Source organism: Pseudomonas promysalinigenes (assembly GCF_014269025.2).
In the GTDB taxonomy this organism is placed as follows: Bacteria; Pseudomonadota; Gammaproteobacteria; order Pseudomonadales; family Pseudomonadaceae; genus Aquipseudomonas; species Aquipseudomonas promysalinigenes.
Map to the genome: position 1 here is coordinate 2,379,695 of NZ_CP077094.1, position 15,803 is coordinate 2,395,497.

General features: G+C 62.3%; 13 protein-coding genes and 1 pseudogene. 3 read left to right on the top strand and 11 right to left on the bottom strand.

Features of this window, described 5'->3' with window-relative positions:
• Nucleotides 1-13 precede the first annotated feature (13 nt).
• On the top strand, nt 14-1,180 hold the full coding sequence (locus HU725_RS10800) for an OmpA family protein (RefSeq protein ID WP_186477202.1): 1,167 nt from the start codon (nt 14-16) through the stop codon (nt 1,178-1,180).
• Between the two features lie 84 nt (nt 1,181-1,264).
• Here the strand turns inward: HU725_RS10800 and HU725_RS23035 are convergent.
• From HU725_RS23035 to HU725_RS10810, 3 genes and pseudogenes are all read right to left on the bottom strand, one after another.
• A pseudogene (locus HU725_RS23035) lies at nt 1,265-1,466 on the bottom strand (IS110 family transposase); the annotation flags it as partial.
• A 126-nt stretch (nt 1,467-1,592) separates the two neighbouring features.
• The gene (locus HU725_RS10805; protein WP_186477203.1) at nt 1,593-3,689 is read right to left on the bottom strand and encodes a TonB-dependent receptor family protein; all 2,097 of its coding nucleotides are present in this window, start codon (nt 3,687-3,689) and stop codon (nt 1,593-1,595) included.
• A 74-nt stretch (nt 3,690-3,763) separates the two neighbouring features.
• On the bottom strand, nt 3,764-4,123 hold the full coding sequence (locus HU725_RS10810) for a RidA family protein (RefSeq protein ID WP_186477204.1): 360 nt from the start codon (nt 4,121-4,123) through the stop codon (nt 3,764-3,766).
• A gap of 139 nt (nt 4,124-4,262) precedes the next feature.
• Between HU725_RS10810 and HU725_RS10815 the strand changes: the two genes are divergently transcribed.
• Nucleotides 4,263-4,958 carry a tRNA (adenine(22)-N(1))-methyltransferase gene (locus tag HU725_RS10815; RefSeq protein WP_186477205.1) on the top strand — a complete coding sequence of 232 codons (696 nt, stop codon included), beginning with the start codon at nt 4,263-4,265 and terminating at the stop codon, nt 4,956-4,958.
• Nucleotide 4,959: 1 nt separating this feature from the next.
• On the opposite strand, the gene HU725_RS10820 is transcribed toward HU725_RS10815, so the two are convergent.
• Nucleotides 4,960-5,220, bottom strand: coding sequence for a DUF2790 domain-containing protein (locus tag HU725_RS10820; protein WP_186477206.1), 261 nt, complete (start codon nt 5,218-5,220; stop codon nt 4,960-4,962).
• Nucleotides 5,221-5,343: 123 nt separating this feature from the next.
• Here HU725_RS10820 and HU725_RS10825 point away from each other — a divergent pair, with 123 nt between their 5' ends.
• On the top strand, nt 5,344-6,276 hold the full coding sequence (locus tag HU725_RS10825) for a LysR family transcriptional regulator (RefSeq protein WP_186477207.1): 933 nt from the start codon (nt 5,344-5,346) through the stop codon (nt 6,274-6,276).
• 81 nt (nt 6,277-6,357) lie between these two features.
• Here HU725_RS10825 and HU725_RS10830 read toward each other — a convergent pair whose 3' ends face one another.
• The 7 genes from HU725_RS10830 to HU725_RS10860 all read right to left on the bottom strand — a co-directional run bounded on the left by HU725_RS10830 (nt 6,358) and on the right by HU725_RS10860 (nt 15,755).
• Complete coding sequence (locus tag HU725_RS10830; protein WP_060476452.1) at nt 6,358-6,663, bottom strand: hypothetical protein; 306 nt, start codon at nt 6,661-6,663, stop codon at nt 6,358-6,360.
• Between the two features lie 214 nt (nt 6,664-6,877).
• Nucleotides 6,878-8,176, bottom strand: a complete 1,299-nt coding sequence (locus HU725_RS10835) for an MFS transporter (RefSeq protein WP_060476451.1) — start codon at nt 8,174-8,176, stop codon at nt 6,878-6,880.
• A gap of 326 nt (nt 8,177-8,502) precedes the next feature.
• The gene (locus tag HU725_RS10840) at nt 8,503-9,645 is read right to left on the bottom strand and encodes an HlyD family secretion protein (protein ID WP_186477208.1); all 1,143 of its coding nucleotides are present in this window, start codon (nt 9,643-9,645) and stop codon (nt 8,503-8,505) included.
• The gene (locus HU725_RS10845; protein ID WP_186477209.1) at nt 9,642-11,291 is read right to left on the bottom strand and encodes an MFS transporter; all 1,650 of its coding nucleotides are present in this window, start codon (nt 11,289-11,291) and stop codon (nt 9,642-9,644) included. Before HU725_RS10845 ends, HU725_RS10840 begins: the two co-directional genes overlap by 4 nt.
• Before the next feature lie 117 nt (nt 11,292-11,408).
• Entirely contained in the window at nt 11,409-13,937 is a 2,529-nt protein-coding gene (locus HU725_RS10850) for an excinuclease ABC subunit UvrA (RefSeq protein WP_186477210.1), read from the bottom strand.
• Between the two features lie 109 nt (nt 13,938-14,046).
• Nucleotides 14,047-15,141 carry a type VI secretion system protein TssA gene (gene tssA / locus HU725_RS10855; protein WP_060476447.1) on the bottom strand — a complete coding sequence of 365 codons (1,095 nt, stop codon included), beginning with the start codon at nt 15,139-15,141 and terminating at the stop codon, nt 14,047-14,049.
• Nucleotides 15,142-15,236: 95 nt separating this feature from the next.
• Nucleotides 15,237-15,755, bottom strand: coding sequence for an Hcp family type VI secretion system effector (locus tag HU725_RS10860; RefSeq protein WP_060476446.1), 519 nt, complete (start codon nt 15,753-15,755; stop codon nt 15,237-15,239).
• Nucleotides 15,756-15,803: the final 48 nt, after the last annotated feature.

Below are 15,803 nucleotides of genomic sequence, written 5' to 3' on the forward strand. Positions count from 1 at the left end.
CCGAGGGGGTCGGATGACGGCGCTTTTTGAAATGCGTGTTCGCCTGGGCGCAGATCCGGGCAGCCTTGATGAGTTCAAGCTGCTGCACGGTGAGTTGGCGAAGCTCAATCATCCTGCCTGCCCAGACGTGGATTGGGCAAAGGTCGAGGGGTTGTCCTTGCGGCTCTTCGAGCTGAACGGGGTTGAGCTGCAGACAGCAGTGGCGTTCGTGCTTGCGCGCAGCCACCGCACGGGGCCGGCGGGCTTGACGGAAGGGCTGGCACTGCTCTCTACGCTGACCGATCAGTGGCCACGCTTGTGGCCAGTACAGGCATCAGCTCGCCTCGATCTCATGGCATGGCTGTTTGCTCAGTTGCATCCCTTGGTTCGTAGGGTGGAATGGGGCAGGTCAAGTTCGGCGGTGTTGGGCGAGCTGATGGTTGAGTTGAACCGGCTGGAGCACCGTTTGGAGCGCCTTGGTCATGGGCCATTGGTTTCGCTACAGGTGTTTCGAAACCAGATAGTCAGCCTCCTGCAGCGCGTATCTGGAAGCATGGCGGCGCCGATGCCGCTTTTGTCTCAGCCATCGATATTGTTTGCTGAACCATCGGTCAGTCCTCATATCGCCTCTGTTTTGCCTGCACCGTCGTCCTATACGTTTGTTGTTGAGCATCCTGCGCGAAAGCGCGCTGTGCTGCCGTGGCTGCTGACCCTGATGGTCACCATTGCATTTGTGGGTTGGTTAGGGTGGCAACAATGGGCATCCACACAAGTCAACGAGCCTCCTGCCCCTGAGCCAATCCAGCTCGACAGCCTAAACCTGTTCGACCCCGGCAGCGCCGAACTGAAACCCGGCTCTACCAGGTTGCTGGTCAATGCCCTGGTGGGCATCAAGGCTCAGCCTGGTTGGCTCATCGTGATTACGGGACACGCGGATGCGCGGGGTGATGCGGCCAAGAACCTTGATCTTTCTCGTGCCCGTGCTTCTGCAGTGCGCGACTGGATGCAGCGCATGGGCGATATCCCGGACAGTTGCTTTGCAGTTCAGGGTGTCGCGGCCAGTCAGCCGGTGACAAGTAACGACACCCTGAAGGGCCGAGCGCAGAATCGTCGTGTGGATATTCGCTTGGTCCCTGAAGGTAGTGGTTGCGGTGAGCTAGAGGCTGCAGGGCGTTCGCTTGGCAGCGATGAGGCGGCGTGACGATGAACGGGTGGCGTCTTTGGAGTGTCAGGGCACTGGACGCAATTGGGAGTGCAAGTGCGGCCCTTAGCAGCAGCCTCTATGGCTTTTCCGGTGGTTGCTCAGTTGCAAGTCATCGATGACATAAACCTGGAACCCAAGCTATAGGCCAGCTCAGCTAAGTCCATGAGATAGCTGTTAGTCGCCTCAACAGCACTGGCGGTGTTCGGCGATTGCGGCTTCAGCCATTTTTTTTTACGAGCTTGGAATTTTTTAGGCTGACAACTTCAACGCGGTCATCGTGATGATAGAAGGGGGTGGGGCGATGTCTCCCACGGTCTTTACTGCTCTGAACAGCCAGACTCGGGTGGTAGTCCCACCACCCCTTCAAGTCGAAACATACAAGCGGGTTCACCCGCAAAGGGCTCTTCACCTAGAACTGATATTCCATCCCAGCCCCCGCGTACCACGACCGGCCCGGCGCTGCCTCGTAGTAGCGGCCATTGCCATCGCCGACGATTACCGACCCGACGTACTGACGGTCCAGCAGGTTATCCAGGCGCACCACTTGGTGGAAGGTCCAAGGCCCGACTTGCTGCTGCAAGCGCGTGCGCCAGTTGAACACCGCGTATCCCGGCGCCGCATGCTGGTCATTGGTGTCTTCGACATACACCTTGCTCCGGTATTGCCCTTCAAGGCCCATGCTGACGCCCTCGCGAGGCTTCCACACCAGCTCCCCGAACAGGCTGCTGCGCGGCACGCCAGGCAGCTGATTGCCTTTGTCGATGGTCGTGCTGCCTTGGGTAAAGGCCTGATCATAAGTGGCATCGAGCAAGGTGAAGGCCAGGTTGGCCTGCCACTGCTCATTCAGTTCGCGTTCAACGCCAAGCTCCAGGCCCCGGCGCAGGGTTTTGCCGGCGTTGCGGTAGCTGGTGCGGCCATCGGTGGAGGCGGCTACCACGATCTCGTCCTTGGTGCGGATCTCGAATATGGCGGCGTTGACCCGCGTGCGTTGATCCGGCCGCATCTTCAAGCCCAGCTCGTACTGAACACTGGTGGCCGGCTCAAGGCCGAAGTTGAAGCCCTCCAGTGCACCAGGGGCATAGGCCATCTCGGCCTGGGTGGGGGTTTCAAAGGCCTTGCCAGCGCTGATATAGCCGTGCAGGTCCGGGGTGAAGGCATACATCACCGACAGCGTCGGCGTGGTGCGCTGGTACTTCTTCGAACCGCTGGCGTCGCCGTTGGCCAGGAAGCGGTCGTCTACCTGCAGGCGCATGCTGCTGTGGCGCAGGCCGGCATCGACGGTCCAGCGCTCGAGTTCCCAATGCGCTTGTACGTAAGGGTCCAGGCTAGTGGCGGTGTCCTGTTCATTACGGCGCAGCTCGCCCTTCACGCCCAAAGTGTCGCCGCTGAAGTTCTGAAAGCCGCGGCGGTCGTCCCGGCTGCGGTCGTAGTCGGCACCCACCGTCAGCCTCAGGTTGCCGGGCGCCACGCTGATCGGCTGGATCCAGCGCAGGGTGCCACCATGGAACTCACGGTCGAAATCCACCACGCCGCCGCCACGGTTGTTGGCAGCCGTGCCCTTTGGGATCGACAGGTACTGAATAACGCTACGTTTGCCGCCATACAGGTTGAACTGCAAAGTGGCATCGCCAATGTAGCGCTCATAGTTCATGCCCACCTGCTGCTGGTGGATGCTCTTGCGGGTGTTGTACTGCTCGGCGCGCGCAGCGACCGAGCGCGGCGCGTGCTGATAGGCCTCCCAGGTCTGCCCCAAAGGGTCCTGAGTGCCATTTTGCTCCAAGGTGCTGACAACCAACGCCAGACGGCTGTCCTCGTCGGGTTTGACATGCACCTTGGCGAAGGTCTGGTCGCGGCGCGCTGCACTGTGGTCGCGGTAGCCATCGGTGTCCATGCGCGAGGCATCGAGCACGAAGCCTGCCTGCTCGGTGCCGCCTTCACTATAGAGGTGGTTCTTGTTGTAGCCATCGCTGCCGACGGTGGTTTCGGCGCCAACCTTGGGCGGGCCTGAGCCGTCGCGGGTGAACATCTGGATCACGCCGCCGGCATTGCTGCCATAAATGGCCGAGGCAGGGCCGCGCAGCACCTCGATACGGTCAGCCACATCCAGGTTCAACGACGCGGCCTGGCCTTGCCCGTCCGGTGTGCTGGCCGGGATGCCGTCGCTGAGCAGTTTGATGCCACGGATGCCAAAGGCAGCGCGGGCACCATAGCCACGTGAAGAAATCTGCAGGTCCTGGGCGTAGTTCTGGCGGTTCTGCACCACCAGCCCAGGTACGCGGTTGAGCGCCTCGGACAGGTTGACGCCCAGTTGGCCATCGGCGATCTGCTGGCGGTCCACGGTATCGATGGAGTAGGGCAGGTTGAAGCTGGGGTTGGGCGCATAGGTGCCGGTGACCACCACCGGCTCGAGCACGTTGAAGGTGCTGGCGGTTTCGGCCTGGGCGAGCGGGCACAGCCCAGGTAGCAGGGCAATCAGGGCCTTGCGGCGAAAAAAGGGGGAATGCATGCAGCGTCCTGCGTGGGTGGCTTCAAGGGCTTGGGAGGCAAAACCGCCAAGCCCCAGCCACAGTTCGAATCGGGTTAACGTTTGGCCGCCATGGCCGTGACTTCCACACGCATCTCAGGATAGGCGAGGGCCGCCACGCCAACTGCCGCACGCACTGGCCATGGTTTGCTGAAGAAACGTTGGTACACCTCGTTGAAGGCCGGGCGGTCGGCCATGTCGGTCAGGTAGATGGTCAGGTGCATGACCCGGTCCATACCGCTGCCGGCCCCTTCCAGCGCCTCTTTGAGCGCATGCAGCATGCTTTCGCTCTGCTCAGTGATGTCACCCTCCAGGTTGGTCGGGATCTGGGTGGTCACCAGAATGCCATTGTACTGGGCTACATCGGAGGAAATGGAGTCGGCGTCGGAATCGGGCGTATAGATGAGCTCTGCCATGGGTACATGCCTTGCTACGGAAGGAAAGCTGCAAGCCTACGCGAGCAGGCCGCGAGGGTCGAGCCGTTGGGCCTGTATGCATTGAAATACCACGCCTGGGCCGTCAGAATCGCCGGCGACTTTGAGCAAGGGGCTGGTGTTGAACGAAAAGACATTATCGATGCGCCTGGAGCGTGTGGCGGCCCATGTACCGCAAGGCGCGCGTCTGGCTGACATCGGCTCGGACCATGGCTACCTGCCGGTGGCCCTGGCCCTGCGCGGTGGTATCACCGCCGCGGTAGCCGGGGAGGTGGCGCAAGTGCCTTATGCATCGGCCCTGCGCAACGTGGCCCGCAACGGCTTGACCCAGGTTGTGACCGTGCGCCTGGCCGACGGCCTGGAGGCCCTGCAGCCTACCGACTGCATCAGCGCCATTACCCTGTGCGGTATGGGCGGCAAAACCATGTGCGACATTCTTGAGCGTGGTAAAGCCCGGCTCAACGGCACCGAGCGCCTGATCCTGCAGCCCAATGGCGATGAACGCGAACTGCGCGAGTGGCTGATGCGCAACGGCTACCAGATCGTTAGCGAGGAGTTGCTGCGGGAAAACCGTTTCGACTATGAAATCATCGTCGCCGAGCCCGGCGAAGGGGTGACCTACAGCGCTGAAGAGTTGTACTTCGGGCCGCTGCTGATGCGCGAAAAAAACCCGGCGTTTTTGCACAAATGGCAACGCATGCTGCGCCAGAAACAACAAAGCCTGGCCAACTTCGAGCGGGCACGCGAAGCGGTGCCGGCGGAAAAACGGGAAGATTTCGCCCAGGAGATTGGCTGGATCAACGCGGTACTGGCCTGATTCACTGCTGCGAGCAGTTGCCCAGTTCCCGGTAGTCCACGGCATGTTCCTGGCCTTGGTGATCGACATGTACCATATGCGCCGTACCGACCTGGCAGCGCGCCGCGTTGCTGGCCGGGGTGATCGATATCACCTTGGCGACATCCAGCGGCATGCCATAGGAATACGGCTTGGCGTCTGTATCGCCCGTGGATGAGCCGGCCAACGCGCCGAATGAGGCAAGCGCCGACGACAGCGCGGCTACAGCGATGGAAACTTTCATGGCGTACTCCTTTTGCACTGTTGCGCCCTCATGCATTCATTGGTGATTTTCAATAAATGCCCTAACTCGTGATAGATTCTTGCCTTGAGCGTATGAATCCGACTGATCGAGGAATTAGGCCCGATGGATATGCTGCACGCCATGCGTACGTTTGCCCGTGTAGTGGAATGCGGCAGCTTCGCTGCAGCCGCCAACGCCCTCGACATCTCTGCGGCACAGGTGTCGCGCATCGTCGCTGAACTTGAAAACCAATTACAGACCCGCCTGCTGCACCGCACCACGCGGCGCCTGCGCATGAGCGAGGCGGGCGAGCGCTTCCTGGAGCGGGCGCGGCAAATCATGGCGCTGACCGACGAAGCCATGGAAGAAGCGCGCGGGGCACACCTCACCCCACGGGGGCGCTTGCGGCTGCACTGCCCACATGGTTTGGGCATGCTGCTGATGCCGCTGGTGGCCGACTACAACACACTCTACCCAGACGTGGCGATAGAGCTGACGCTGTCCCAGCGCAACCCCGACCCCCTTGCAGAAGGGCACGATGTGGTCATCACCGTTGACCAGGCCTTGCCCGACTCGCAACTGATCGCAGTACCGTTGGGCACCATCTTCAGTATTCCCTGTGCCGCGCCCAGCTACCTCGCAAACCATGGCGTGCCCGAGCGGCCGGCAGACCTGCACGAGCACCGCTGCCTACGCATGGCGTATCCCATGCATGAAGGTGATTGGGTGTTTCCCCAAGGCGTGGATCATTGCGTGATCGCTCCGCGCGACAGCTTCCTGACCAATGTGGCGGATGCGATGCTGGTTGCCACCGAACTGGGTATGGGCATAGGTCTGCTGCCGTTCTACACCGCCAGCCAGTCCATCGAGCAAGGGCGCCTGCGCCGCTTACTGGCGCCGTACCGCCTGCGCGAAAACGCGCTTTATGCCATTTACCCTTCCCGGCACTACCTTGACGCCAAGGTCAGGACCTGGATCGACTACCTCAAGGAACGCCTGCCGGAGCTGTTCGAAGCCCACGCAAGGATTGTCGACGAACCGCGATACTGGAGCTGAAACGGCCACCCAGCGGTGAACCCCGCTGAAGTGGCCGTGTTCGTGATTAGAGTCGCCCAGAGCCGGGCAAGGGGCAGTCGGTCAGCGGCTGTCCTGGTCTTCGGCGGTACCACCGCTGTGGCCTGCGCCGGAGCCTGTGGCTTCACCGGTACTGTTCGAGCCGCCGGCTGCACCATCGGCGGCATCGGTGTTGCTCCCGGTGTCGCTGCTGTCGTTGTCTTTGGTACCACCCGGGCTGTTGACGCTGCTACCTTCGCCAGCGGTCTTGCCGCCGCGCTCGTCGACTTTCGGGTGGCTGTCGGTATTGGTCATGTCCGTAGCGGCGTAGCTGGTCGTGGTGGCGAGGCCTACGGCTAGGGCGAGCAACATCGAGTGAACGCGGGTCATGGCACGTCTCCTGTAAGGATGATCTGTCATTGCTTTGGCCCACGTGCGTGCCAGGGGTGCCCGACAGGCGACGGGCGGTAGCAATCACTGCCCAGTTCGTGACAACGCCTCATACTGGGGCTGATTGCAAAGCCTGCCCCGGTGTTCGCGGCTGCCCCCAATTCAGGCAAGGTCGACCTTGAGCGGGCAGCGTTACGCTTCAGCGACCCTTCGGCTACCTGGCGTCTGGCTGCGCTGCCGTTTCACTGGCCTGTGCAGGCTGAAGCGGTGGGTGCTCCTGCGCCGCATGCATCAGGTCTTCGGTCACCCGCAATTCGGCACCGGTCGGTGAGAAGGTGGTCGAAGCTGTGAACGGCGCAGGGTGCTCAGCGGCCGGCCGCTTACCACGCCGCCAGAGGAAGAAACACACCATGCCCAGGTTGACCACGGCAAAGGCCCAGAACAGCCCTACCTCGCCATACTCAGTCATGGCCGGCGAAATGGCCAACGGCGCCATTGCCGAGCCCAGTGAGTTGATCAGCAGCAACCCTTGGATCATCGGCACCAGCGCATCGGACGGCGCTCGGTCGGCTGCATGGCTGACCGCCACAGGGTACAGGGCGAACACACCGCCCCCGAGCAGGAACAGCATCGCCGGCAGCAGCGCAGAATGCGAAGGCAGGAACACCGTCACCAACGACAGCACCATGCAAAGCGCGGCCAAGGCGATCAGAACATCCTGGCGGTCCTTACGGTCGGACCAGCGCCCCACCGGATATTGCAGCAGCATGGCGCCAAGGATCACCCAGGCCATCATGTTGCCGACCTCGCCAACATCCAGGCCGATGCGCTGTAAGTACAGCGGCAACAGCGCGTAGATGCCGGCAATCACCACACCCGAGCCGAAGCAGCCTACCAGCCCCGAGGGTGCCACGCCCAGCAGTTGCCGAGGCTTGAGCGGCTCGACCTGGTCCAGCAGCGGCGATACCCGCGGCAGAATCACGATCGGCAGCACCGACAGCGCCGCCAGCATGCCGGCGAGCATGAACGGGGCACTTTCGCCCAACTGGGTGATTTCGCCAAGGCCTGCCTGGGCGATCACACCTGCGCCGTAAAACGCGATCATGTACAGCGCCAGTAGGCGCCCACGGATCTTCGCGTCACCGGCCAGCAGCAACCAGCTTTCGATCACCAGGAAAACGCCCACTGCCGCCCAGCCGTTGATCAGGCGCAGTACCGACCACCAGGTGGTGTCGTAGAACAGACCTTGCAGCAAAATGGTTGCAGCGATCAGCGAGGCAAAGCTGGTGTAGGCACGGATATGGCCAATACGCAGGATCAACCGATCGTTGAAGATGGCGCCCAGGGTCAGGCCGATGAAGTAGGTCGACGAGACGATACCGATGGTCGTTGCCGATTCGCCGGCAGCGTCCAGGCGCAGGGTGGTAAGGGAAGACATAAAGCCGTTGCCCAGGGCAATGATGAACAGCCCGAGCAAGGGCGCCAGCGCCATGGCCAGCAAACGCGCAGACATACAAACCTCAAGTTGGAGTGGCGGTCAGAAAACGCCTTTTCGAACGCACACGCAAAACGGCCCCATCGAGGGCCGAAAAAACTGCACGGATGTGCCTGGGCTGGATGCGACCTGGGCAAGACTCAACCGCTAGCCCCTGAAGGAAGTGGGCTGGGCGGGTTCGGTTGAGCCTATTTCACATGGGGGCATGTGTCAGGCCTGGACTGTGTCGTTGCTGCCGGTTGCCACCGTTCAAGGCGACGGGCGAAAAGGATGCGCGATTCTACGGCTTATGTACGATTTGCCCAAGAGGTCAATGCCTGCGACAGGACGCCGCAGGGTAGCAGTCAATGGTGCCCTGCAGGTTCGCGGGTGTCGATGCTCACTACCACCGACATCCCCGGGCGCAAACGTGCCGCCTCAGGCTGGTCGGGGTCGACGGTAATGCGCACTGGAATACGCTGAGCAATCTTCACGAAGTTACCGGTGGCGTTGTCGGCCTGCAGCAGGGCGAACTCGGAGCCGGTTGCCGGTGAAATCTGCTGCACGTGGCCATACAGCTTGTAGTGGTTCAAGGCGTCGACGGTAAAACTCACGGGTTGACCGATCCGCACATCGGCCATCTGGGTTTCCTTCATGTTGGCGACCACCCACAAGGTATCGGGCACCAGCGCCATCAATTGCGCGCCGGAGTTGACGTAGGCACCCAAACGCGTGCCAATCTGACCCAGCTGGCCATCGCGCGGTGCAGTGATACGGGTGTTGTCCAGGTCGATGCGAGCCAGCTCGACGGCCGCTTTGGCGTTTTCCACCGAGGCCTCCAGCGAAGCGCGGTTGACGATGACCGTTTCGCGGTCCTGGCGGGCGATTTCCAGCGCGGCCTTGGCCTGGGCCAGGCTGGCAACGGCGGCCGCTTCACTGGCCCTCGCAAGGTCCAGGGCGCTGCGAGACACCGACCCGTCGCTGACCAGCGCCTGGTTGCGGGCAAGGTCAGCCTTGGCCTTGTTGGCCTGCGCCGCTGCATCGTTGATCGCCGCCTGGCGCTGGGCGATGGTGGCTTGGGCACTGATGCGCTGCTGTTGGTTATTGGCCAGCGCCGCCTGTTGCTGTTGCAGCTGTGCGATGGCCTGGGCCAGGCGCTGGGTGTAGATGCGGTCGTCCAGCTTCACCAACAAGTCGCCGGCTTTGACGAACTGAAAATCATGCACCGGCACCTGGACCACATAGCCGCTCAACTGCGGCCCAATGATCGTCACCTGGCCGCGCACCATGGCATTTTCGGTGCTTTCGATGGCCCTGCTGAAGGGCGGCAGGTTCCAGGCGTACAGCACGACCAGTACGCCTGCCAATGCCACGCAGGCAAAACTGATCGACGACAGAATACGTACCCGCCGCGTGCGCACAGGGCTTGTGGGTTCACTGGGTGGCGCGCTGCCCTCTGGGGTTTCGGCAAGGGCAGTGGTGGTGGTGCTGCGAGTATCTTCGGTCATTGGCTGGCGGTACCGCTGGTGGCGTCGGGGGATGCAGCCTGGCGCGAGACATACCACAGCCAGGAACCGCGAAGGGTAATCCAGACCATGGTCAGCACGGCGATGCTGCCGATCAGCATGAATACATCGTTATAGGCCATCACATTGGCCTCGCGCGTGGCGGCGTTGGCCAACGCGCGCAGGCCTGCTTCGCTGCGCAGCGCCGGGTCGGCGAGCACCCTTGCATAGCCCGCGCCGCCACTTTGAACACGGGCGCTGACCAGCGGTTCCAGGAAGCTGAGGCGGTCCACCAGGTGGTTGGAATGATACTTCTCGCGCCAGGTCTGGAAGGTGCCCAGCAACGCTGCGCCGATCAACCCACCGAGGTTGTTGCAAATGCCGAACAGCACCGAGAAGCTCACCAGGTTGCGCGGGTTGGCGCGCACATGGCTGATGCCCAGGGCCATCGACGGGCCGAGGAAAAAGGTGCTGCCAAACGCCAGCAGGAATTGGCTCAGGTACATTTGCGCGGGGCGCGTGAGGTTACTGGAGTGGCTGTCCATGAACGCCCCCGTGGCCATCGCCAACAGCGAAACGAACAGCGGAATGATCAGGTGCTTTGGGCTGATGGTCAGCGCACTGCTGGCCAGGCCCGCAACGGCCCCCAGCAGCATGACCCAGTACAGGGGGCGCATCTGTTCGCTGCCCATGTTGAGCATTTGCAAAAAGCCCACTGCGCCGGTGGACTGCTCAGAGGTGACCATGCGAATCAGAATGACGCAAAGGCCCAGGCGAATGATCGCGCCGCTGCCCAACCAGCGGGTCATCAACAGTGGGTTCTGGCGGTTGTGCTCGATGGCAAGGCCGGTGAAGATCAGGGCGATGGACCAGGCCAAGGCCACGCCAATCCATTGTGCTTCCAGCCACCAGTCGATACGCCCCAGGGACAGGGCGGCGCAAAGCAGGGCCACCCCGCTGGCCATCAAGGTGAAAGTGAGGAAGTCCAGCGGTTCGAAGGTTTTGAAGCGGTCCCCCGGTGGCAGCTTGAGTAACAGCACGCAGCCCAGTGCCGATAGTGCCAGCCCCAGTTCGAACAGGTACAGGCCACGCCATTGCGCCATTTGCAGCAGGTCTTCGGAGAAAATCCGCGCAAGCGGCAGCGCCAGCTGCGACGCGCCCAGGCCCAGCACCATGGCCTTGAGCCGCCAACGCTCGGGGAACGCTTGGATCATGTAATAAAGCCCAAGCGAACTCAGCGCGGCGCCCACCATGCCGTGGGCGGCGCGCACGGCGATGGCCGAGTTCAAGTCGTTGACCAGCAAGTGGGCGAAGGTCACCAGGACATACAGCACCAGAAACACTTCGGTAAAAGCGCGCAGGCCGAACTGCTGGCGGAACTTGACCAACAACAGGTTCATCGACACGTTGGTCATCACATAGGCCGCTGGCAGCCAGGCCATCTCGGCACTGGTCGCGCCTAGCGCGCCTTGCAGAAACACCAGGTTGGCAGTGACCAAAGCATTACCCAGGCCACCGGTGATCGCCACCAGCAGCCCGACCAACCCGAATGCCAGGCGCTTGGCCGGGGAATGCAGAGGCGTGGAAGGGGAGCCGGGGAGGCTGGGCTTTTCGTGGGGCAGCCACTGGCGCGGGGCGTATTTGTTCATGGCGCTGACTGTACTTCAGGGCTTGTGGCTGTGTGAACAGATGTTTGAGTCAAGGGTTTGGTGCGTTTGACCATGAGCGCAACCCCTCGGCGCTTTGTTGCGCTGGCCGAACGGTGCTCATGGTGTGCCGCCCAAGGCGCGCGCCAGAAACCCGGCTGTGCGGCTGTGTTCACACTCAGCCACCTGCTGTGGCGTACCACTTGCCACCACCTTGCCACCTGCGTCCCCGGCCCCTGGACCGATGTCGATCACCCAGTCACTCTGCGCCACCACGCGCATGTCGTGCTCGACCACCACGACGCTGTGCCCGGCCTCGACCAGGCGGTTGAGCTGTGCCAGTAAGCGATCGACATCCTGTGGATGCAGGCCATTGGTGGGTTCGTCCAGCACATACAAGGTCGCTGCGCGGGTCACCCGCTGCAGTTCGGTGGCCAGCTTGATCCGCTGCGCCTCGCCGCCGGAAAGCTCGGTGGCCGGCTGGCCCAGGCGCAAATAGCCCAGGCCGATATCCTGCAGAACTTCCAGGCAACGCCGCGCCGATGGTTGATCGGCAAACACCTGCAGCGCTTGCTCGACGGTCAGTTGCAGCACCTGGGCGATGTTCATCCCCTGCCAGGTGACTGCCAGCGTCTCGGGGTTGTAACGGGCGCCATGGCAGGTCGGGCAGGGGGCATAGACACTCGGCATGAACAGCAGCTCGATACTGACGAAGCCTTCGCCTTCGCAGTTTTCGCAACGCCCCTTGGCCACATTGAACGAAAAGCGCCCGGCATCGAAGCCGCAGGCCTTGGCCTGCTCAGTGGCGGCAAACAGTTTGCGCACGCCATCGAACAGCCCGGTATAGGTCGCAAGGTTCGAGCGTGGCGTGCGGCCGATGGGCTTCTGGTCGACCTGCACCAGCCGCTTGATGCTGCCAAGCCCCGCGCTGACGCGGCCGCTGCTGGGCGCCTCGGGTTCATCTTCAAGGCTGTACTCTGGCGTCTGATCTTGCTGTTTGGCCTGGCCCAAATGTGCACCCACCAGCTCCAGCAGGGCCTGGCTCACCAAGCTCGACTTGCCTGAGCCTGAAATGCCGGTGACCGATGTGAAGCAGCCCAAAGCAAAGCGCGCACTGACATTGTCGAGGTTGTTGCGCGTGATGCCATCAAGCACCAGCCAATCGTGGGGCTGGCGGGGCGTGCGCTCAGTAGGGCGCTGCTTGGCGAACAAGTAGGCAGCGGTGGGTGAGCCCTTGATCTGCGCCAGGCCACTAGGCGGGCCGCTGTACAGGACCTGCCCGCCATGTTCACCGGCCGCAGGGCCGACGTCCACCAACCAGTCGGCGCGGCGCATGGTATCCAAATCGTGCTCCACGACATACACCGAGTTGCCCGCCTGCTTGAGCCGCTGCAAGGCATCGAACAGCGCTTGGCTGTCCGCGGGATGCAAGCCGGCCGAAGGCTCGTCGAGCACATAGATCACCCCGAACAGCTGCGAGTTGAGCTGTGTGGCCAGGCGCAAGCGTTGCAGTTCGCCAAACGACAGGGTGGGTGTGCTGCGTTCAAGGGCCAGATAACCCAGGCCCAGGTCGATCAGGGTATCGATCCGCTCCAACAGTTCGTTGGCAATGCGTTGTGCAGCCAGGCGCTTTTCCAGTGTCAGCCCATCATCGTGCGCGTCCAGGTAGTCGGGAGCTGACACTTGGCGCAGCACCTGGGCCAATGCCTGTAACGACAGCCGCGACAGCTCACCGATGTCACGCCCGGCGAACGTCACCTCAAGAGCCGCACGCTTGAGCCGCTTGCCCTGGCATGCAGGGCACGCGCTGGGCCGCATGAATTGCCCCACGCGTTTGCGCATCTGTGCGCTTTGCGAATGCATGAAGGTGTGCAGTACATAGCGCCGTGCGCCGCTGAAGGTGCCCTGATAACTCGGCTCCAGCTTACGCTTGAGCGCTGCACGGGTCTGCGCAGGTGTCAGGCCCGCGTATACCGGCACGGTGGGCGTTTCTTCGGTGTAGAGAATCCAGTCGCGCTGTTCCTGGGGCAGTTCGCGCCACGGGATGTCGACGTCGTAGCCCAGGGTCACCAGGATGTCACGCAGGTTCTGCCCCTGCCAGGCCATCGGCCATGCCGCCACGGCACGCTCGCGGATGGTCAGTGACGGGTCGGGAACCATGGTCGCTTCGGTCACTTCATAAACCCGCCCCAGGCCATGGCACTGCGGGCAGGCGCCCTGGGGGGTATTGGGCGAGAAGTCCTCGGCGTACAGCATCGGCTGCCCGGCCGGATAGTGACCGGCGCGCGAATACAGCATACGGATCGAGCTGGACAGTGTAGTGACGCTGCCCACCGACGATCGGGCGCTGGGGGTACCGCGCTGCTGTTGCAGGGCCACGGCCGGGGGCAGGCCTTCGATCGCGTCGACGTCCGGCACGCCCACCTGGTCGATCAGCCGCCGGGCGTAGGGGGCCACTGATTCGAAGTAGCGGCGCTGGGCTTCGGCATAGAGCGTGGAGAAGGCCAGGGAGGATTTGCCCGAGCCCGACACCCCGGTAAACACCACCAGCGCGTCACGGGGGATGTCGACGTCGACGTTCTTGAGGTTGTGTTCACGGGCACCGCGCACGCGGATGAACCCGTTGGGGGTGGGCTGGCGAGGCGACATAAAGCGGTCCTTGGCGGGTCGGAACGCTCAAGGTAGCAGTATTTGCCTAGGCTGTGACCGGCTAGTTCGCGGGTTTGTCCGCGAACGAGCCAACGCGGTCGCTAGAAAATCAGGACCGTTCGCGCGTGCCCAGCACATCGCGAATGTTGTCCACCACATTGCTGTCCTTGATCACGTCGCTCAGCCAGCCTTCCAGCGGCATGTTGCCCCATTTGATGGCGCGCTCGATCAGATAAGGGACCGGGCTTTGCGGCTCACTCTGCTTGAAGAATTGAGCGATGCCGGCGAGCATGGTGAAGGCTTCGTCGCGGGTCAGTGGCGTGGTGCGCATGGGCGCCGGTGTGGCGCTTAGGGCGGGGGTGCTCATCGGTTCATCTGCCTCGCTGTGGTGGGCAGCAGTGCTGTCAGGGGTTGCTTCGGTCAATGCCGCAGGATGCAGTTCCACCCCGCGGTCCTTGAGCAATTTTTCGGCCAGCTGGCTTGCGCGCGTGAGCATGTCTGCAAGGCTCGCAAAGCTTGGAGCTTCATGCCCGAACAAGCGGTCGATGCTGGTTTGCAGCCGATTGCAGGCCTGCAGGCTGGCGGCCAGCTGCAAGGCCTTGTCGCGCAGGTGCTCAGTGTCGCTCAGTGCCACCGAGCGCTGGAAGATTTCGGCATTGATCTTGCCTTCGTTCAAGGCAGTTTGCATCGCCTTGGGGTTTTGCAATGCAAGGTTTTCTACATGGCGTGATTCGTCGTAGCGCAGCACGCCGAAATTCTGCCCTTGGGTAATGGGCAAGCCACCGGCAATGTCGGTGAGCGTGGTTTTGAGCCAGGAAAGCCGTGCAGCGCGCTCCTCCAGGCCGTCGTCAAGCGATGGGTAGGCGCTTTCCCAGAATGTGTCGAGAATGCGCTCGGTCAGTTCCAGGCCAAAGGTGATGCCGTCGAAGTGCTCGCGATGGGCCAGGCCTTCGCTGAGCCAGGCCACCAGCATCAAGTCTTTGCTCTGCTCGATCAAACCCTGAGCCGATAGCTGGATGACCTGTTCCCAATCGGCGGTTTTCAGGTCGGTCTGCCAGTCGCCTTGGGTCAGGTAGTCAGGGTCTGCCCGGCGGGCCTCCTTGATCTGATCGAACAAGGCGGAGAAGCTCAAGTCTTCGCCACTGCCACCGTCTATCGGTGCGGCCAGCTCGGCCAGCGAAAGGTCTTTGAGGATTTCAGGCATAAAACACTCTGTTCAGGCAAAGGAAGCGGCGTGCCGGGCCAGCCGGCACAACGCGGAACATGGGCCGCGCGCGCGGCCCATGGGCACATAGGTGCTTAGGCGAACACCTTGTTAGCGGTGCGGTCCCAGCCACCGACGATGTTGCCGCCGGCCTGGCCGTCGGTGCGGTTCTGTTGGGTGTAGGTGGTCTTGATGCGGGCGAAGTTGAAGCTGATCTCTTCGATCGGCAGGTCGCTCACGGCTTTGTCTTCGCCGCCCTGGTTGCCACCGGCGACGAAGCGCACGGACGACACGACCACTTCTTCCATGTCGATGGTCAGGTAGGTGACCTTGTCGCCACCGGCACGGTTGACGTTCAGCTTGAGTTTGGCGATGTGCTTGCCGGTGCAGCAGTGCTCGAACAGCTTGGCCGAGGCCTTGTCGACTGCCTTGCGGATCTTGAAGTCGCTCAGGGCAACACGCTCGGAGGAAGCACCGCCCGAGGAGCTTGCGGTAGCCGAGGTGGCCTGGGTGGCGCCGTACTCGTAGCCCAGCACTTCGATCCAGTCCTTGTGTTTTTCATCCAGTACTTCGCCTGGGATGCCGTCGATTTGGATATACGCGTCAAAAGCCATTGTGAAACTCTCCATTAACATCATTGAAGGGTTGCTCATGCACCCCTT